At 65.3% G+C, this 17,955-nt stretch carries 15 protein-coding genes; 6 read left to right on the top strand and 9 right to left on the bottom strand.

The window, feature by feature from the left end; all coding sequences use genetic code 11:
- Positions 1 to 2: 2 nt before the first annotated feature.
- Positions 3 to 1,322 (bottom strand): Rieske 2Fe-2S domain-containing protein, encoded by a 1,320-nt coding sequence (locus V5279_RS16340; RefSeq protein ID WP_338699006.1) that lies wholly within the window; start codon positions 1,320 to 1,322, stop codon positions 3 to 5.
- A 13-nt stretch (positions 1,323 to 1,335) separates the two neighbouring features.
- The gene (locus tag V5279_RS16335; RefSeq protein WP_338699004.1) at positions 1,336 to 1,662 is read right to left on the bottom strand and encodes a hypothetical protein; all 327 of its coding nucleotides are present in this window, start codon (positions 1,660 to 1,662) and stop codon (positions 1,336 to 1,338) included.
- Between the two features lie 197 nt (positions 1,663 to 1,859).
- Between V5279_RS16335 and V5279_RS16330 the strand changes: the two genes are divergently transcribed.
- Positions 1,860 to 2,354 carry a MarR family transcriptional regulator gene (locus V5279_RS16330; RefSeq protein ID WP_338699002.1) on the top strand — a complete coding sequence of 165 codons (495 nt, stop codon included), beginning with the start codon at positions 1,860 to 1,862 and terminating at the stop codon, positions 2,352 to 2,354.
- A gap of 120 nt (positions 2,355 to 2,474) precedes the next feature.
- Here the strand turns inward: V5279_RS16330 and V5279_RS16325 are convergent, their stop codons facing one another.
- Genes V5279_RS16325 through V5279_RS16310 form a run of 4 tightly spaced genes read right to left on the bottom strand, consistent with a single transcriptional unit; the run spans position 2,475 to position 7,648 of the window.
- The gene (locus tag V5279_RS16325) at positions 2,475 to 3,668 is read right to left on the bottom strand and encodes a CoA transferase (protein WP_338699000.1); all 1,194 of its coding nucleotides are present in this window, start codon (positions 3,666 to 3,668) and stop codon (positions 2,475 to 2,477) included.
- 10 nt (positions 3,669 to 3,678) lie between these two features.
- Positions 3,679 to 5,907, bottom strand: a complete 2,229-nt coding sequence (locus V5279_RS16320) for an acyl-CoA dehydrogenase family protein (protein ID WP_338698998.1) — start codon at positions 5,905 to 5,907, stop codon at positions 3,679 to 3,681.
- Positions 5,908 to 5,915: 8 nt separating this feature from the next.
- The gene (locus V5279_RS16315) at positions 5,916 to 6,725 is read right to left on the bottom strand and encodes an enoyl-CoA hydratase/isomerase family protein (RefSeq protein ID WP_338698996.1); all 810 of its coding nucleotides are present in this window, start codon (positions 6,723 to 6,725) and stop codon (positions 5,916 to 5,918) included.
- Positions 6,726 to 6,781: 56 nt separating this feature from the next.
- Complete coding sequence (locus tag V5279_RS16310; protein ID WP_338698994.1) at positions 6,782 to 7,648, bottom strand: FadR/GntR family transcriptional regulator; 867 nt, start codon at positions 7,646 to 7,648, stop codon at positions 6,782 to 6,784.
- Between the two features lie 80 nt (positions 7,649 to 7,728).
- Between V5279_RS16310 and V5279_RS16305 the strand changes: the two genes are divergently transcribed.
- Positions 7,729 to 8,868 (top strand): acyl-CoA dehydrogenase family protein, encoded by a 1,140-nt coding sequence (locus tag V5279_RS16305; protein ID WP_338698992.1) that lies wholly within the window; start codon positions 7,729 to 7,731, stop codon positions 8,866 to 8,868.
- A 47-nt stretch (positions 8,869 to 8,915) separates the two neighbouring features.
- The gene (locus V5279_RS16300) at positions 8,916 to 10,118 is read left to right on the top strand and encodes an ABC transporter substrate-binding protein (RefSeq protein WP_414645754.1); all 1,203 of its coding nucleotides are present in this window, start codon (positions 8,916 to 8,918) and stop codon (positions 10,116 to 10,118) included.
- A gap of 39 nt (positions 10,119 to 10,157) precedes the next feature.
- Here the strand turns inward: V5279_RS16300 and hutU are convergent, their stop codons facing one another.
- Genes hutU through hutI form a run of 3 tightly spaced genes read right to left on the bottom strand, consistent with a single transcriptional unit; the run spans position 10,158 to position 14,630 of the window.
- Positions 10,158 to 11,828: a urocanate hydratase gene (hutU, locus tag V5279_RS16295; protein WP_338698990.1), complete on the bottom strand. Its 1,671-nt coding sequence runs from the start codon at positions 11,826 to 11,828 to the stop codon at positions 10,158 to 10,160.
- Between the two features lie 31 nt (positions 11,829 to 11,859).
- Positions 11,860 to 13,419, bottom strand: coding sequence for a histidine ammonia-lyase (gene hutH / locus V5279_RS16290; RefSeq protein WP_338698988.1), 1,560 nt, complete (start codon positions 13,417 to 13,419; stop codon positions 11,860 to 11,862).
- Positions 13,416 to 14,630, bottom strand: a complete 1,215-nt coding sequence (gene hutI, locus V5279_RS16285; protein ID WP_338698986.1) for an imidazolonepropionase — start codon at positions 14,628 to 14,630, stop codon at positions 13,416 to 13,418. Before hutI ends, hutH begins: the two co-directional genes overlap by 4 nt.
- An 84-nt stretch (positions 14,631 to 14,714) precedes the next feature.
- Between hutI and V5279_RS16280 the strand changes: the two genes are divergently transcribed.
- From V5279_RS16280 to V5279_RS16270, 3 genes are all read left to right on the top strand, one after another.
- Positions 14,715 to 16,073, top strand: coding sequence for a formimidoylglutamate deiminase (locus V5279_RS16280; RefSeq protein WP_338698984.1), 1,359 nt, complete (start codon positions 14,715 to 14,717; stop codon positions 16,071 to 16,073).
- The gene (gene hutC, locus V5279_RS16275; RefSeq protein WP_338698982.1) at positions 16,070 to 16,813 is read left to right on the top strand and encodes a histidine utilization repressor; all 744 of its coding nucleotides are present in this window, start codon (positions 16,070 to 16,072) and stop codon (positions 16,811 to 16,813) included. Before V5279_RS16280 ends, hutC begins: the two co-directional genes overlap by 4 nt.
- A 151-nt stretch (positions 16,814 to 16,964) precedes the next feature.
- Positions 16,965 to 17,909 (top strand): ABC transporter substrate-binding protein, encoded by a 945-nt coding sequence (locus V5279_RS16270; protein ID WP_338698980.1) that lies wholly within the window; start codon positions 16,965 to 16,967, stop codon positions 17,907 to 17,909.
- The last annotated feature ends 46 nt before the right edge of the window (positions 17,910 to 17,955 follow it).

The following is a 17,955-nucleotide window of genomic DNA, read 5'->3' as shown; positions in this document are numbered from 1 at the left end:
GCTCACAGCTCGTACCCGAAATCGGCACCGAGCTTCGCCCGCATGAACGGCGCGCCGACATCGACCCAGGATTCCTCCGGCGGCAGCCGCAACGACACCGCCCGCACCATGAACACGTCGGGGTCCGAGACGCCCTTGGGCTTGATCGCGTGATCGCGATAGGCACCAAGCGCTTCGAGAATGAAGCGCCGCGTCATCGCTATGCCGGTGTCGCTCGAGCAGAGCGTCTCCTTGGAGCGATCGAAGATCGGCGAGACGCCGCTCTGGCAGGCGCCGTCCTGCACCCACAGACCCGGCAGGCCCGAGAACCAGGTGGTCCGCTGCGCCTCATAGTCGAAATGAAAACCGTTCTGCGGATTGTATTTGGTCCAGTAGCCCGCGTATGGGACCGTCACCGGGTGCTGCACCAGGGCGTGGCGGCTGGCGTGGCCGCTTTCGCGGCCCTTGTGTCCTTCGGCAAAGACCTGCCGCGTCTTCTCCAGCAGCGGCTCCGACGGATGATAGGAGAACATGATGCAGAGCGTGTTCTCGTCATCGATCGGCACCCAGGCGTGCCCGCTCAGATCCGGGAAGGGCGACAGCGGCGGCACCAGCGTATAGAACGGCAGCAGGAACTGGTTGACGCGCCAATACAGCGTATTGGCATCGTAGTTGCGCCGCGCCGCGATGCTCATGCCAAAGTCCTGCTTGATGCATTCGAAGGTCGGCCGCAGGTCGCGCTTCTGGATCCAGGCGCTGGTCGTGCCCTGGGCATCCAGCCGTCCATGCAGCAGCGGTGCATGCGCCGAGTCGATCTCGCCTTCGACCGCCTGCAGCCAGTTGCACTCCTGGACGCGAACCGAGATGTGCACCTGCTCAGCCGGCACCAGATTCCATTCGAGATTCGGCAGCGGCGGAAGCTCGGTCTGGTCGGGACCCATATAGGTCCAGATCATCCCGTTGCGTTCCTTGCAGGGATAGGCCTTGATCCGTACGCGCTCCTTGAGGCGACTGCGCACCGGCTCCGCCGGCATGTCCGTCACCGCGCCGGTGACGTCGAACTTCCAGCCGTGATAGACGCAGCGCAGCCCGCAATCCTCGTTTCGTCCAAAGATCAGCGGCGCACCGCGATGCGGGCACGCCTGGTCGACCAGCCCGACGCGTCCTTCGGTGTCGCGGAAGGCGACCAGATCCTCACCGAGCAGCCGGATGCGCTTCGGCTGCCCGTCCTTGGCGAGGTCCGCCGACGGCAGGAAGGGAATCCAGTAAAGGCGGAAGAGATCGCCGAGCGGCGTGCCCTTGCCGACCCTCACCAGACGTTCATTGTCTTCGCGCGAGAGCATGCGTGTGCCTCCATCAATTGCGGGTGGTCGGACTTGCCGCTCCGCCGAGAAGCGCGGCGACGCGGTCAGACTGTCCGAGATCCTGAGCGGTCCAAAGCGGATCGGATGCGGTGAGCGGTTTTCGTGGAACGGGAGGCTGCTTGCCCTCCTCGACCAGGGTGACGATCAGCTCGATGCGGCGCCGTTCCAGTTCCCTCAATGCGTCCTCGACGACGACCGCTTCGGCCGTGCATCCCGGGAGCTCCGGATAGGCGAGACGAACCCGCCACTGCCCCGGCTCGGTTTCGACCGCCTCAGCCTCCAGCAGATAGGGAATAGAGAGCAGCTCACGCAGGTCCAAAACCGACCTCCCCAGACGATGTCTCCGCATCGCATTTGATACGTATACGTACTACATTGCCGGATGGCTGACAAGGGCCGAGAGCCATTGCATCGCCTGCGAACAGACTCGGGCGGCGGTTCACCGCAGGGTTGAGGACGTCAGGCCAAGCTGCTAACGGCTAACGCGAATTCGCAAAATCAGGGTCCAACGACGGCATGGCAGCCGACAAGGCAATGAAGACGAGCTCGGCCGCAGACATTGCGCGCAACTGGCAACTGGAAGGCGGCGTCGGATTTCTGCTGCGGCTGCTGGAGGCCCGCTACGACGGGCTTTACCAAAGCATGACGCGCCAGAGCGACATCACGCCGCGGCAGTTCGGCGTCCTGATGGCGCTTTACCAATTGGGCCCGCTTACCCCCTCCGTGCTGGCGGACCGGATCAGCTGCGACCGCAACACGCTCAGCGAAATGCTGAAACGGATGGTCGCGCGCCGGCTGGTGGCAAAGAAGGACAATCCGGACGACCGCCGTTCACTCCAGGTGCAGATCACCGCCAAGGGCGAGGAAGCGCTTCTCGCCGTCATTCCGGCCGCCGCCGAGCTGCAAGACATCATGCTGGCTCCCTTGCGTAAGGAAGACCGCGCCCATTTCCTGAAATGCCTGCTGGCGATCGCGAAGGCTCCGCCGCCGGACGCGCCGTCGGATGCTTGAGATCGTCGGCGCCCGGGCCGCCTAAAGCGCGATGAGATTCGGCTGAACCGTCATCGCGCTTTAGCCCGTTGTTTGAGCATGATCTTTTCGGAAAACCGCTTCGCACTTTTCCGGATCATGCTAGACCGGCGCCGTTCCAAACGTGCCGGCGGCAGCGAGTGCCGCGATTGCGTCGGGCGATAATCCAAGAAGCCGCGACAGCACATCGTCCCGCTGCGCACCGATACCGGGAACCTGACGCCCGATCGGCGTATCAGCCCCCGACATCTGCCACGGCGCATTGACGCCGACGAATTCGCCGGCGCCGTCCCCAACCGTCCCGAACACACCGCGCTGGCGCAAATGAGGATCGCTCAGCGCCGCGCCAGGTGCGCGATATTCGGCGCAGGGAACGCCGGCGCGGTCCAGCGCCGCGATGCTTTCGGCGACGGTGTGGCGCTCGGTCCATTGCTCGATCACCTGCATCATGGCGGTCCAGTTGGCGCCGCGCGCCGGAATAGTCGCAAAGCGCGGGTCGTTCGCCAGCTCATCCTGCCCTGTCACCTCGCACAGCGCCGCAAAGTTGCGCGGCGTGACCGGGGCGATCAGGATATCGCCATCGCGCGTGCGCACGGGGCCATAGGTCGGCCGCGGCGAGTGGATCGGGAATTGCGCCTCCTGAAGCTCGTAGACCAAGAGGTTCAGCATGCAATCCATCAACGCCACGTCGACGCGCTGACCTTTGCCGGTGCGCGCACGCTGGACCATCGCGGTCTGGATCGCGGAATAGCCGAAAATGCCGCCGAGGATATCGGCGACAAAGATCGCCCCGGCAGCCGGTCGCTCCCGGTCACCGGCGTAGCGCATCAGCGAGGTATCAAATCCGCTTTCGGCATGCACGATCATGGCGTAGGCCGCACGCTCGGCAGCGGGGCCTGTCTGGCCATATCCCGAGATCGAGCAATAGATCAGCCGCGGGTTGATCTCGCAAAGCGCCTCGTAGCCAAGACCGAGGCGGTCCATGACCCCCGGACGGAAATTCTCGACGACGATGTCCATCTCCGCGACCATGCGATGCACGAGCTTGATCGCATCGGCGTTCTTCAAGTCCAGTGCCAGGCTGCGCTTGCCGGCATTGAGCTGGCCGAAATAGGTGCTGTGGCCTTCGCGCAGCGGCGTCCGCAACCGCATGTCGTCGCCTTCCGGCGGCTCGATCTTGATGACTTCGGCGCCGACGTCGGCCAGCAGCCGCGCGCAATAGGGCCCCGCCACCATGATGGAAAAATCCAGCACCCGCACACCGGCAAGCGGCGCCCTGTCGCCATCCTTCTGCATCCGACTTCTCCTACCTCGGCAGTCCGAGCGCGCGCTGCGCGATCAGGCTGCGCTGAATTTCGTTGGTCCCGATGCTGATCACCCACATCAGCGAATGCCGCAGGTTTTGCTCGAAGCGGCCATTGTCGATCGCACCCGGCATCTGCTCGGACAGCGCGGCGCGCATGCCGAGAATGTCGAGCGCGGCCTCGCCGAAGCGTTCCATCAGCTCACCGGAGAACACCTTGCTAATCGCGCCATATTCCGGTGGCGTCACGCCGTCGGCGGCGAGCTCGGCGCAATGCATCATCAAGAGACGACCGATCTCGATTTCGGACGCCAAAGTCGCGATCCTGTCGCGGACGATCGGGTCATCAGCCAGGGACCGATCGCCGATGACATGCGCACGCAGCTGCTCGAAGGCATGCGCGACCTTCAGCACAATGCCGCCACCGACCAGCCCCCGCTCGAAGGCCAGCGCGCCGGTCAGCACCTTCCAGCCGCCATTGACCTCGCCAACCAGGTTCTCGGCGGGAATGCGAACATCGTCGTAGAAGATGTTGGCGAACGTGCCGTCATACATCGTAACCGACGGACGGATCGTGATGCCCGGCGCATCCATCGGAACGATGAACATGCTGATCCCGGCGTGCGGCGGTTTGGCGTCCTTGTCGGTGCGCGCGGCGAGGAACATGTATTTTCCCCACCAGGTGGTGGTCCAGATCTTCTGGCCGTTGATCACCCACTGGCCGCCGTCCCTGACAGCGCTGGTACGCAGCGCGGCAAGATCGGAACCAGCCTGCGGCTCGCTGTAACCCATGCCGTGCATGGCTTCGCCGCGCAGGATTTCCGGAAGGTATTGTTGCTGCTGCTCCGGCGTGCCGAACATCATCAGCGCGTTGGCCTGGATCGCCGCGCCGATCCGCGGTGCCTCGCCTCGCTCCATCGTCTCCATGAAGGCGATCTGCTCCAGCGGAGAGCGCGCTTGGCCGCCGAATTCTTGCGGCCATCCGAGGCCGATCCACCCGGTCTCACCGATGTCGCGGGTGAAGCTTGCATCGAACTCGCGCTTGGCGAATGGCCTCTGGTCGAACGCGTCCTTCCGGCTTCCGGACCAGTTCTGCTCGAGCCAAAGCCGGACTTGCTCGCGCAACGCATTGCCGGCCGGCCTGAGGTCGTATTGCGGCAGCCCCGCGCCGCCCGCGTCCAGCAGCCGCGCCGCCAGTCGGCGTTTCGCATCCGTCGCGCCGCCAAGCGCGATCGTATCGAGGTGCACCCGCTTGAAATGGGCCGGCGCCTCGTGCTCCTCGGCATAGCCGATCGCACCGAAAATATGCTGGGTCTCCAGCGAAACCCGCCGCAGCGCATCGGCCGAGAATGCCGATGCGCAGTCGGCGAAGTAACGCCAGTCGTCGTCGCGATTGTCATGCAACCGGCCGGTATGCTCCAGGATCAACCTGACGCCCTCGAGCGCGATCAGGCAGTTTGCAAGCTTGTGCTGAATGGCCTGGAATTTTCCGATCGGCTGCCCGAACTGATGCCTCTCCTTGGCATAGTCCACCGCCAGGTCGAACGCGCGCCGGGCGGCACCACAGGCGCGCGCGATCAACGCCGTCTTGCCCTTGCGGCGGAGATCGCCGACATCGACCGATCCCACGGGAATCAGCGTGGCCGGCACCGCGTTCAGCCTGATCTCGTAGAGCGCTGACGCGCCCATCGCGCGGGTCGCGACGTATTCGACACCGGGACCGCCGAGGTCGATCAGCGCAAGGTGATACTGATCGAGCGCGACCAGGAGATGCGTCGCGCTTGCCACAGTCTCGACGAAGCGGAGCACGCCCGTTGCCTTGAGGCCCGCAACCTGGATCGAGCCCGCGCCGGGATCGGGATCCAGCGCGGCGAATGAGAAGGCAACAATCGCCTTGCCGGAATGCAGCCGCTTCAGCAAATCAGCGGCAGCAGCGATCTGCGACCCGGAGACCGCAAGATTGGCCAACGCCACGGACCACATCGGCGCCGGACATCCGGCGCGGCCGAGCTCCGCCATGACAACGAGAATTTCGGCGAGCCCGCCTTCGCCACCCTCCGTACCGAGCGTGGCTACCCCCTGCCCGACGAGCCTGCGCCAGATCGCCGCGACTTCCTCCGGTGAGACAGAGGCAGCCTGGCCACGTGTGCGCCAATGCTCATCGAGGAAGCCACGCAAGGAGTCACGCAGCATCCCTGTGACGTCGTCTCCCGACAGTTCGGTCGCGACCATCGCCCGGCCTATGCCTGGCCGTACCTGGGCTTGCGCTTCTCCTTGAACGACATGGTCGCTTCCTTGTGGTCCGCGGTCTCGAATGTCACCTGCTCGAGCGCCATCGAGGCCTCCAGCAGCATATTGACGCGCTCCTTGACGATCTGGTTGATCGACAGCTTGGTCCAGCGGATGGCCCAGGTCGGGCCGTTCGCAAGCTCGACCGCGATCTCGCGAGCCTTGGCCAACACCTCGGCGCGCGGCGCGACGTGATTGACGAGCCCGATCCGCTCCGCCTCCTTGCCCTTCAGCAGCGTGCCGCGGATCAAAAATTCCTTGGCCTTGTTGATGCCGATCAGCAGCGGCCAGATCACGGTGCCGCCGTCGCCCGCGACCAGGCCGACGCGGGACACGTGGGTGTCGCCGATCCGGGCGTCCTCGGCCATTACGGTGATGTCGCAGAGCAGCGCGTGGGTCGCCGCGAGTCCGATGGCGTCGCCGTTGATCGCGGCGATGATCGGCTTGTCGAGCTCGAGCTGACGGGTGACGCCGCGCCGGCTGATCATGGGATCGTGCACCTCGCCTTCTTCCAGCACGTCGCCGCCCGGACGCTCCGACATCGCCTTCACGTCGCCGCCGACGCTGAAGAAGTCGCCGGCGCCGGTCAGCACCACGGCATTGACGGCATGGTCGTCGGCGAGATCATCCCAGATCGTCCGCAATTCGCGGATCAGCTTCTGATTGATGGCATTGCGCGCCTGCGGACGGTTCAAGGTCACGGTCGCGACCTTGTGCGAAACCTCGACCGTCAGACATTCATATTTGGCGTAATTGGACACGTTTGCCTCCCTTGTATTGCTGTTTGAGCGTTGATTTGTTCTGCCGGCCCGGCGCGCTACCGGCGCATCCCCGGCTGCACGTCAGCCAATGCGACGTGAAGCGACATGGCCCCGGGATCCTGCTCCAGCATGCGCTGCACGGATTCCAGGTGCGACCGCAGCAGCCGGCTTGCCAGCGCCACGTCGCGCTCGCTCAGCGCCGCCAGGAATTGCCGCCGCTTCTCTGCCAGCCGCGCCATCGCAACCCCGCTCGAGGCGACCTTGGCATAGACGAAGCGCATGTGGATCTCGGTAACGGAATCCACGATCATCGCGATCACCTTGTTGCCGGTCGACGCCGCGAGCAGCTTGTAGAACTCGCGCGAGCACTCGACCCGATCGAGCAGCCGGCCCTCCTTCGTAGCGAGCTCCGTCCGCTCAATATTGGCTTCGAGCGCATCGAGGTCGGCGCGCCGCGCATTGGCGCAGGCCAGCTGCACCACGAGGTCGAGCACATGGACCCGCGCCTCCGATAATTCCCGCACCGAGATCGTACCGAGGCTCAGCATGTCCCGCATGACCTCGTTCATGCGGCGGGTATCGCCCTGCTGGATAAAGGCGCCGCCCTTGACGCCCTTCTGCAGCCGCAGCACGCCGGCCATCTCGAGGCTGCGCAGCGCTTCGCGCAGCACATTCCGGCTGACGCCGAGCTGTTGCGCCAACTCACGCTCGGCCGGCAGCTTGTCGCCGGGCTTCAGCACGCCGAGTGCCAGCTGCTCGCGGATGCGCTCGCAGATTTCCTCGAACGTCCGCCTTGTGTGGATCGGCTTGAAGGTCGGCGCGGCCGCGGAACCGGCCGCACGAAGATCTGTGGCCCGCTCCCGCCGGTTCGGCGAGGCGGCACGAGGGCGCTGCGGAGCGCGAGGGCTTGACTTGGTGCTCATGCGGTGAATTATTAAATGGATCACCCATTCAATGGAAGCCCCTTTTTGGCTTCCGGCAAAGAAAACAGACGGGGAGCCGCATGAGTTTTTCCGAGGAGCAGGTCGCATTCCGCGACAACGTGCGCAGGATGGTCGCCAGGCATGTGGCGCCGATCGCCGCCGAGATCGACGAGACCGACCGCTTCCCGCTCGAGCTGGTCAAGCTGTTCGGCGAGATGGGACTGATGCAGCTCTGGGTGCCGGAGCGCTACGGCGGCCCGAACGGCAATTTGACCATGGCCTGCATCGCGCGGGAGGAGATCTCGAAGGTCTCCCCTGCCTGCGCATCGATCGCGGCACTCAACACCATGTTCATCATGCCGCTGCTGCATTTCGGCTCGGAGGAGCAGCGCCGGAAATATCTGCCCATCATCGCCGAGGGCGGCGTCGTCACGGCGATTGCAATCTCCGAGCCGCAGGCCGGCTCCGATGTCGCCGCACTCAGCACCCGCGCCCGGAAGGACGGCGACAGCTATGTCCTGAACGGCCGCAAGCAATGGTGCAGCTACGGCGTCGTCGCCGACTATATCGTGGTGATGGCGCGGACCAGTGACGGCGCCGGCGCTGATGGCATCAGTGCCTTCATCGTCGAACCGAAAAAGATGCCGGGCATCTCGTTCGGACGGCACGAGCGCAAGATGGGCTTTCGCGGCGCCCCCAACACGCCGATCTTCTTCGACAATGTCCGGGTTCCCGCCGAGAATCTCGTCGGCGAGGAAGGCAAGGGTTTTCGCGCGTCGATGCGCGCGCTCGACCTCAACCGACCAACCATCGGCGCCCAGTCGGTCGGCCTTGCGCAGGGCGCGCTCGATGCCTGCATCGCCTACGCCAAGGAGCGCAAGCAGTTCAAGAAGCCAATCTCCGAATTCCAGGGCGTGCAGTTCATGCTCGCCGACATGGCGATGCAGATCGAGGCTGCCCGCGCGCTGGTCTATGAATGCGCCCGCGCCGGCGATGCCGGCGACTGGAAGCGCCTCAATGTGCTCGCCAGCATGGCCAAATGCGTCGGCAGCGACATGGCCATGAAGGTGACGACCGACGCCGTCCAAATCTTCGGCGGCTACGGCTACACGATGGACTACCCGGTCGAGCGCATGATGCGCGACGCCAAGCTCACCCAGATTTTTGAAGGCACCAACCAGATCCAGCGCGTGGTGATCGCCCGCGAGTTGCTGCGCTAGCGATTTCAACAAGAAACGAATTACAGGGAGGAACGACCTTGAACCCCATCATCAACCGGGCGCTGGCGGCCGTGGCGCTGTGCGCCCTGCTGGCGGCGCCTGCCGACGCGCAGAAGGCCTATGGTCCCGGCGCCAGCGACACCGAGATCAAGCTTGGTCAGTCGACGCCGCTGAGCGGCCCCGCCTCTGCTTTCGGCGCAGGCGCCGGGCGCGCGGTGGTCGGCTATTTCGAAATGCTGAACGCACAAGGCGGCATCAATGGCCGCAAGATCAACTTCACGCAGCTCGACAACGCCTACAGCGCGCCGAAGGCGGTCGAGCAATCACGCAAGCTGATCGAGGACGTCGGCATACTGGCCGAGGTCGGCACGATCGGCACGGCGCCCAACGTCGCGATCCAGAAATATCTGAACGCCAAGCAGGTGCCGCAGCTCTTCATCACCGCCGGCGGACGCCGCTTCAACGATCCCAAGGCGTTCCCCTGGACCATCCCGCTTTATCCGGACTTCGAAACCGAAGGCCGCGTCGTCGCCAAGTATATCCTGGCCGCAAAGCCGGACGCCAGGATCGGCGTGCTTTACCAGAATGACGACTATGGCAAGGATTACCTCAAGGGCCTCCGCGCCGGCCTCGGCTCCAAGGCGGAGTTGATCGTCGCCCAGGCCTCCTACGAACTCGCTGACCCGACGATCGACTCGCAGATCGTCCAGCTCAAGGCCGCCGGCGTCGACACCCTGATCGAGCAGTCGTCGTCGAAAGCCGCCGCGCAATCGATCCGCAAGGTCTATGAGCTCGGCTGGAAACCCCTGCACGTGATCGGCGGCTCGACGGCATCGGTCGACACCATCCTGAAGCCGGCAGGCCTCGAAGCGTCGAAGGGGCTGGTCACCACGCAGTTCCTCAAGCAACCCGGCGATCCGGCCTGGGCCAAGGACGACGAGGTCAACGCCTACAAGGATTTCTTGAAGAAATACGCCCCCTCGGCCAATCCGGACGATTATTCCGTGCTGGTCGCCTACATGAACGTGCATGCCGTGGAGTTGGCATTGCGCAAGTGCGGCGATCAATTGACCCGCGAGAACCTGATCAAGGAGGCGACGTCGCTGAACGGGGAACGACTGCCGATGATGCTGCCGGGCATCTCGATCAGCACCCGGCCCGGCGACTACACGCCGTTCCGAACGCTGCGGATTGCGACATTCGACGGCGAAAGCTGGTCGCTGACCGGCGAGCCGCTCTCGGCGGATTGAAACGCTTGGCGAGAAACCCCGCTTCTCGCCAACGTCACCTCAGGCGCCCAAGCTCGGCAGATCAAGCCCATTGGCACGGGCGCATTCGACTGCGGTCTCATAACCGGCGTCGGCGTGACGCATGACGCCCGTGGCCGGATCGTTCCACAGTACGCGTTCGAGCCGGCGCGCCGCCTCCGGCGTGCCGTCGGCAACGATCACCATGCCGGCGTGCTGCGAATAGCCGATGCCGACGCCGCCGCCATGATGCAGCGACACCCAGGTGGCGCCGCTCGCACAGTTGAGCAGCGCATTGAGCAGCGGCCAATCGGACACTGCGTCGGAGCCATCGCGCATCGCCTCGGTCTCGCGGTTTGGGCTCGCCACCGATCCGCTGTCGAGATGATCGCGGCCGATCACGATCGGCGCCTTGAGCTCGCCGCGCGCCACCATCTCGTTGAAGGCAAGGCCGAGACGATGGCGGTCGCCGAGACCGACCCAGCAAATCCGCGCCGGTAGCCCCTGAAACTTGATGCGCGCCTTTGCCATGTCGAGCCAGTTGTGCAGATGGCTGTCGTTGGGCATCAGCTCCTTGACCTTGGCATCGGTCTTGAAGATGTCCTCGGGATCGCCCGATAGCGCCGCCCAGCGGAACGGTCCCACGCCACGGCAAAACAGCGGACGGATATAGGCGGGAACGAAGCCCGGAAAATCGAACGCCGCCTTCAGGCCCATGTCCTTCGCCATCTGGCGGATGTTGTTGCCGTAGTCGAGCGTCGGGATTCCCTGCGCGTGGAAATCCAGCATGGCCTGGACGTGATCGACCATCGAGGCCTTGGCTGCGCTTTCCACCGCCTTCGGGTCAGCCGCGCGCCTGGCTTCCCACTCGGCGAGCGTCCACCCCTTCGGCAAGTAGCCGTTGATCGGATCATGCGCGCTGGTCTGGTCGGTCACGATGTCCGGACGCACGCCGCGGCGCACCAGTTCCGGAAAGATCTCGGCCGCATTGCCGAGCAGGCCGACCGAAACCGGCCTTTGGCTCTTGGCCGCCTCGGCGATGATCGCCAGCGCTTCATCGAGCGTCGTCGCCTGGCGGTCGAGGTAACCCGTGCGCAGCCGCATCTCAATGCGGCTCGGCTGGCATTCCACCGCCAGCATCGAGGCGCCCGCCATCGTCGCGGCCAGCGGCTGCGCGCCGCCCATGCCGCCGAGGCCCGCCGTGAGGATCCATTTGCCGGCGAGACTGCCGCCATAATGCCGGCGCCCCACCTCGACGAACGTCTCATAGGTCCCCTGCACGATGCCCTGGCTGCCGATATAGATCCACGAGCCCGCCGTCATCTGGCCGAACATCATCAGGCCTTGCCGGTCGAGCTCGTTGAAATGATCGAGCGTTGCCCAATGCGGCACCAGGTTCGAGTTCGCGATCAGGACGCGCGGCGCATCCGCATGGGTGCGGAAAATCCCGACCGGCTTACCGGATTGCACAAGGAGCGTCTGGTCGCCTTCGAGCTTGCGCAACGAGGCGGCAATCCGATCAAAACTCTCCCAGTCGCGCGCCGCACGCCCGATGCCGCCATAGACCACAAGCTCGCTCGGACGCTCGGCGACATCTGGATCCAGATTGTTCATCAGCATGCGCAGCGGTGCTTCCGTCAGCCAGCTCTTGGCGCTGATGTCGGTGCCACGGGGAGCACGGATGATGCGTTCGTTGTCCAATCGGCGGTTCATGACGGATGTTCCTGTCGGCTAAGCAAGTCTTCTAAGCGAGTCTTGGAAACGGATCGGCTGAAAGGGCGGCGATCGCGGCAGCCGGTAGTGTGTCGGCCTCGATCAGCGCCGCAGCCTTGGCGAGATCGTCGGCCATGTAGCGATCAGCAGCGAGCGCCGGAACGTGCTCGCGCAACGCGGCGATGACGGCCGCGAGCGGCGCGCTTGTCGAATGTGGCGCGCGTAGCGTGATGCCTTGCGCGGCGACCAAGAGCTCGATGCCGAGGATGGCGGCAAGGTTGTCAGCCATGTCGGACAGCCGGCGCGCGGCATGCGCGGCCATCGAGACGTGATCCTCCTGATTGGCACTGGTCGGCGTGGAGTCGATCGAGCATGGCAATGCGCGCTGCTTGTTCTCGGCATAGAGCGCGGCCGCCGTCACCTCGGCGATCATGAACCCGGAATTGATGCCGGGTTCGGGCGTCAGGAACGGCGGCAGGCCAAAGTTCAGGGCGGGGTCGACGAGGGTCGCGATCCGGCGCTCGCTGGTCGCGCCGATCTCCGCCAGCGCGAGCGCAATCTGGTCGGCGGCGAACGCCACAGGCTCGGCGTGGAAATTGCCGCCCGAGACGATCTCGCCGGTCTCAACCAGGACCAGCGGGTTGTCCGTCACGGCATTGGCTTCAACGGCCAGCCCGCGCGCGGCTTGCGCGAGCAGATCGAGCACGGCGCCCGCGACCTGCGGCTGGCAGCGCAGGCAGTAAGGGTCCTGCACCCGTTCGTCGCCTTCGAGATGCGATTGCCTGATGTCGCTGCCGTCGAGCAATGCGGTCAAGGTCGCAGCGGCGGCGATCTGCCCGTCATGGCCGCGCAATGCCTGGATTTCGGGGCGGAACGGCACCGTGGAGGCCATCGCCGCATCAACCGACAGCGCACCGGTCACCAGCGCAGCACACGCCAGACGATGCGCGCGCAGCACTCCGGAAATGGCATAGGCGGTCGAAAACTGCGTGCCGTTGATCAGCGCGAGCCCCTCCTTGGGGCCGAGCGTCAACGGCGCGAGGTCGGCAGCCGCGAGCGCTTCGCCGCCCGGCACGACCTTGCCGTCAAGAATTGCCTGTCCCTCGCCGATCATGACGGCGGTCATATGGGCGAGCGGCGCCAGATCCCCGGAGGCGCCGACCGAGCCCTGCTGCGGCACCAGCGGATCAACGCCGCGCGCCAGCATGCCCTGCAACTGCTCGATGACATCGCGGCGCACGCCGGACGCACCGCGGCCGAGCGAGATCACTTTGAGCGCCATCATCAGGCGCACGATCGGCTCGGGCGTGGCTGGCCCTACCCCGCAGCAATGCGACAGGATGAGGTTGCGCTGTAGCAGCGCAGTCTGGTCGGGCGCGATACGCGTCGATGCCAGTTTCCCGAAGCCGGTATTGATGCCGTAGACGGGAACGTCGATACGCGCGGCCTTCGCCACGATCTCCGCGGCCGCTTCGACGCGCGGCCAACATGATGGATCGAGCACGATGGTCGCGCCTGCAAGCACCCGCGCCAGCACGTCCAGGCCGACGGTTCCGGGGGTCACGACGACAGGCGCATCGCGATCGTTCATTGCCCCCTCCACACCCGGCTGTGCAGCGGGTTGAAGCCAATGCGGTAGACCAGTTCAGCCGGGCGCTCGATGTCCCAGATGGCGAGATCGCACCATTTGCCAGCTTCGAGCGTGCCGGTCTCGGCGAGCATGCCGAGCGCGCGCGCCCCTTCCCGCGTCACCCCCGTGAGGCATTCGGCGACCGTCATTCGGAACAGCGTTGCGCCCATGTTCATCGCGAGCAAGAGCGAGGTGAGCGGCGAGCTGCCGGGATTGCAGTCGGTCGCCAGCGCCATCTGCACGCCGTGGGCGCGGAACAGCTCGACCGGCGGCTTCTGCGTCTCACGAATGAAGTAGAACGCGCCGGGCAGCAGGACCGCGACGGTCCTCGCCTTTGCCATCGCGGCGACGCCGGCTTCATCGGTGTGCTCCAGATGGTCGGCTGACAGCGCGGAGAACTTTGCGGCGAGTGCTGCACCGCCAAGATTTGACAGCTGATCCGCATGCAGCTTCACGGGTAGTCCGAGCGCACGCGCCGCCTGGAACACTCGCGCCGTTTGCTCTCCGGAAAATGCGATGCCCTCCATGAAAGCATCGACCGCATCGGCAAGACCGGCCTTGGCCAAGGCCGGCAGCATCTCGTTGCAGACCAGATCGATGTAGCGATCCTTGTCGCCATCGGCTTCGGGCGGCAGCGCATGCGCACCGAGAAAGGACGCGCGGATCGCAACCTGCCGCAACTCGCCGAGGCTGCGTGCGGCGGCCAACTGCCGCATCTCGGTCTCGGCATCGAGGCCATAGCCGGACTTGATCTCGACGGTGGTTGCGCCCTCGCCGATCAGCGCGTCGAGCCGCGGCAGTGCGCCGGCGACAAGCTCCGCCTCGGTCGCCTTGCGCGTCGCCGCCACGGTCGAGACGATGCCGCCGCCCGCGCGCGCGATCTCCTCATAGCTCGCGCCCTTTAGGCGAAGCTCGAACTCATGCGCGCGGTTGCCGCCAAAAACGAGATGGGTGTGGCAATCGACCAGCCCGGGCGTGATCCAGCGGCCGCCGCAATCGATCCGTTGAATGGCGTCCGCATCCACAGGAAAATCCGATTGCGCGCCCGCATAGACGATGCGGCCGTCACGCGCCGCGATCAGGCCCCGCTCGATCTCGCCGAGATCGGCGCGATCGCCGCGCATCGTGGCGAGCCGGGCGTTGTGCCAGATGCGGTCGAAACGCTCTGCCATGCGATCGTCCCCTCGAGGTGGGATGCTTGACTTATATGTCTAGACATATAATCGTGTGCCGGTTCTGTCCAGCCGGCGTGGAAAATGACACGACTGCATTTCGCATTCGCGCTGCTGCCTTCGGGCTGGGCCAGTGACGTGCAGGTCGCCGTCGCCAGCGGCACGATCGCTTCGGTGACGCCGGGCGTGGCGGCGACCGCCGGCGACGAACGTCACCAACTGGCGGTTCCGGGATTGGCGAGCCTGCACAGCCACGCCTTTCAGCGCGGCATGGCCGGCCTCGCCGAGCTGCGCGGCGACACCACCGATACGTTCTGGACCTGGCGTGAGACGATGTATCGCTTTGCGTTGGAAATGACGCCGGACGACGTCGCGGCCGTAGCGACCCTGCTCTATGTCGAGATGCTCGAGCGGGGCTTTACCCGCGTCGGCGAGTTTCACTATCTGCATCATGATCGCGACGGCGCGCCCTACGCCAATCCCGCGGAGATGGCGGTGCGCATTGCGGAAGCGACTGAGGCTTCCGGCATCGGGCTGACGCTGCTGCCGAGCTTCTATGCCCACAGCACTTTTGGCGGGGTAGCGCCGCATGCGGGGCAGCGTCGCTTCATCTGCTCGGTCGATCAGTTCGCCGCGCTGATGGCTGCGTCGCGCGAGGCGATCCGAAAATTGCCTGGCGCCAATATCGGCATCGCGCCGCATAGCCTGCGCGCAGTGGCGCCGGATGAACTCGCAGCGATCATCCCGCTTGCCGAGGCGGATCCAATCCATATCCACGCTGCCGAGCAGGTGCGTGAGGTCGAGGATTGCCTCGCCTGGTCCGGGCGGCGGCCGGTGGAATGGCTGCTCGAACATGCGCCCGTCAATCAGCGCTGGTGCCTGATTCACGCGACCCACATGGGCGATCAGGAAGTCGTTGCGCTCGCCCGCAGCGGCGCAGTGGCCGGCCTCTGCCCGGTCACCGAAGCGAGCCTCGGCGACGGCATCTTTTCGGCGCGCGAATTCCTTGCCGCAGGCGGCCGGTTCGGTATCGGAACCGATTCCAACGTGCTGGTCGGTGTCGCCGACGAGCTGCGCCAGCTCGAGTACGGCCAGCGGCTGAAGCACCGGGAGCGCAATGTGCTCTCCGGGCGTCCCGGCGCATCCACCGGCCGCGCGCTGCTCGATCACGCGCTCGCGGGCGGCGCGCAGGCTCTGGCACAAACCAGTGCAGGACTAATGCCCGGCGCACGGGCCGACATCGTCAGCCTCGACACCGCGCATCCGTCGCTCGCCGCACGATCGGGCGACGCCATTCTCGACGGCTGGCTGTTTGCGGCCGGAGCCGACGCGATCGACTGCGTCTGGGCCGGTGGCGACAAGTTGGTCGCGGGCGGACGGCACCGGCTGCGTGCCAGGGCGTGCGAGCAATTCAATGCAAGCGTCCGGAGGCTCGTCGCATGAGTCTCGCCTCCGATCGGGCCCGCCTCGATGCAGCCAGCAAGCCGACGCTCTACAAGCGGATCCGGCTCGACATTGAGACCCGGATCCTGACCGGCGAATGGCCGCCGGGTCACCGCATCCCCTTCGAGCACCAGTTGATGGCGCGCTATCACTGCTCGCGCATGACGGTGAACAAGGCGCTGTCGGAGCTGGCACAGGCCGACCTGATCGAGCGGCGGCGCCGTGCCGGTTCCTTCGTGCGCCGTCCGCAGCATCTGTCGGCGGTGCTGAAGATCGCGGACATCCGCGCCGAGATCACCGCGCTCGGGCGCAGCTATGGCTATCAGCTGATCGATTGCCGGCGGCGCACCGCCACATCAGCCGATCGCGCCCGGCTCGGCGCAAGCAAGGCCGGCAAGGTGATCGCGATCGCCTGCCGGCACAGCGCCGACAATGTGCCGTTCGCCGTCGAGGACAGGCTGATCGATCTCACCACCGTGCCGGAGGCCGCGACGGCCGACTTTGCACGCGAACCGCCGGGATCGTGGCTACTGCATCATGTGCCGTGGACCGAGGCTGAACATACAATCAGCGCCGTCGTTGCTGACGATCGCACCGCCGAGGCACTCGACATCGCGGTCGGCGCGCCCTGTCTCGTCATCGACCGCTACACCTGGCGTAGCACGCGGACGCTGACCGCGGTGCGGCTGCATTATCCGGGCGAGACGCACCGCCTGGTGGCTCGCTTCAAGGGAGGCTGAGGACGCCTTGCGCGGCATAATTCATGCAATGCATCATGGGCCACCATTCACAGACGCGTCTCATGCGGCAATCCGCCGCGACTGACGTGAAGAGATCACTGACGTGAAGAGATCAACAGGGTTCAATCCATCGTCCAAGGGGTCGACAATCATGCGTTCCTTCAAGCTATTGCCCGCAGTCGCAGCTTTGCTCGCGTCCACCGCCGCATTCGCTGATGAGGTCAAGGTCGGCGTCGGCATCTCCGGATGGACCGGCTTCGCACCGCTGACGCTCGCCAAGGAGGCCGGCATTTTCAAGAAGAACGGCCTCGACGTGACGCTGAAGAAGATCCCGCAGAAGGACCGGCATCTCGCGATTGCCTCGGGCGACATCCAGTGCGCCGCCACGACGGTCGAGACCTGGATCTCCTGGAATGCCAACGGCGTCGCGACCAAGCAGATCTTCCAGCTCGACAAGAGCTATGGCGCCGACGGCATGGCGGTGCGCAGCGACGTCGCCGCGATCAAGGACCTGAAGGGCAAGACCGTCGCCGCGTCCGCGCCGGGCACCTCGCCCTATTTCGCGCTAGCCTGGATGCTGAAGAAGAATGGCCTCACGGTGAAGGACGTCACCGTGGTGAATCTGGAGCCCGCTGCCGCCGCGCAGGCCTTCGTCTCCGGTCAGAACGATGCCGCGATGACCTACGAGCCTTATCTATCGACGGTGCGCGCGGCGCCCGACAAGGGCAAGATCATCGCGACCACGCTCGACTATCCGATGGTGATGGATACGTTCGGCTGCACGCCGAAATTCCTCAGCGAGAATCCGAAGGCCGCCCAGGCGCTCGCCGACAGCTATTTCGAGGCGCTCGACATGATCGCCAAGGATCAGGCCAAGGCCTACGAGATCATGGGCGCGGACGTGAAGCAGTCCGGCGAGCAGTTCGGCAACTCGGCAAAATACCTGCGCTGGCAGGACAAGGCCGCCAACCAGAAGTTCTTCGCCGGCGACTTCCTCAGCTTCAACAAGGACGCCGCCGAGCTGCTGCTTGAGGTCGGCATCATCAAGGCTGCGCCGAAGGTCGAGGACATCTACGACGCAAGCTTCATCAAGTAACGCAACAATCATTTCGGCCGGCCCCGCCTCGCGACACTGCGCGCGG

This window comes from Bradyrhizobium sp. 26S5, assembly GCF_036923295.1.
GTDB lineage: Bacteria > Pseudomonadota > Alphaproteobacteria > Rhizobiales > Xanthobacteraceae > Bradyrhizobium > Bradyrhizobium septentrionale.
This window is presented reverse-complemented; position numbering and strand designations above follow the sequence as displayed.

Excerpts from the sequence above, each read along its gene's own strand:
- V5279_RS16340 (WP_338699006.1), bottom strand. The coding sequence starts at position 1,322 with ATGCTCTCGCGCGAAGACAATGAACGTCTGGTGAGGGTCGGCAAGGGC.
- V5279_RS16330 (WP_338699002.1), top strand. The coding sequence starts at position 1,860 with ATGGCAGCCGACAAGGCAATGAAGACGAGCTCGGCCGCAGACATTGCG.
- V5279_RS16325 (WP_338699000.1), bottom strand. The coding sequence starts at position 3,668 with ATGCAGAAGGATGGCGACAGGGCGCCGCTTGCCGGTGTGCGGGTGCTG.
- V5279_RS16320 (WP_338698998.1), bottom strand. The coding sequence starts at position 5,907 with ATGGTCGCGACCGAACTGTCGGGAGACGACGTCACAGGGATGCTGCGT.
- V5279_RS16310 (WP_338698994.1), bottom strand. The coding sequence starts at position 7,648 with ATGAGCACCAAGTCAAGCCCTCGCGCTCCGCAGCGCCCTCGTGCCGCC.
- V5279_RS16305 (WP_338698992.1), top strand. The coding sequence starts at position 7,729 with ATGAGTTTTTCCGAGGAGCAGGTCGCATTCCGCGACAACGTGCGCAGG.
- hutU (WP_338698990.1), bottom strand. The coding sequence starts at position 11,828 with ATGAACCGCCGATTGGACAACGAACGCATCATCCGTGCTCCCCGTGGC.
- hutH (WP_338698988.1), bottom strand. The coding sequence starts at position 13,419 with ATGAACGATCGCGATGCGCCTGTCGTCGTGACCCCCGGAACCGTCGGC.
- hutI (WP_338698986.1), bottom strand. The coding sequence starts at position 14,630 with ATGGCAGAGCGTTTCGACCGCATCTGGCACAACGCCCGGCTCGCCACG.
- V5279_RS16280 (WP_338698984.1), top strand. The coding sequence starts at position 14,715 with ATGACACGACTGCATTTCGCATTCGCGCTGCTGCCTTCGGGCTGGGCC.
- hutC (WP_338698982.1), top strand. The coding sequence starts at position 16,070 with ATGAGTCTCGCCTCCGATCGGGCCCGCCTCGATGCAGCCAGCAAGCCG.
- V5279_RS16270 (WP_338698980.1), top strand. The coding sequence starts at position 16,965 with ATGCGTTCCTTCAAGCTATTGCCCGCAGTCGCAGCTTTGCTCGCGTCC.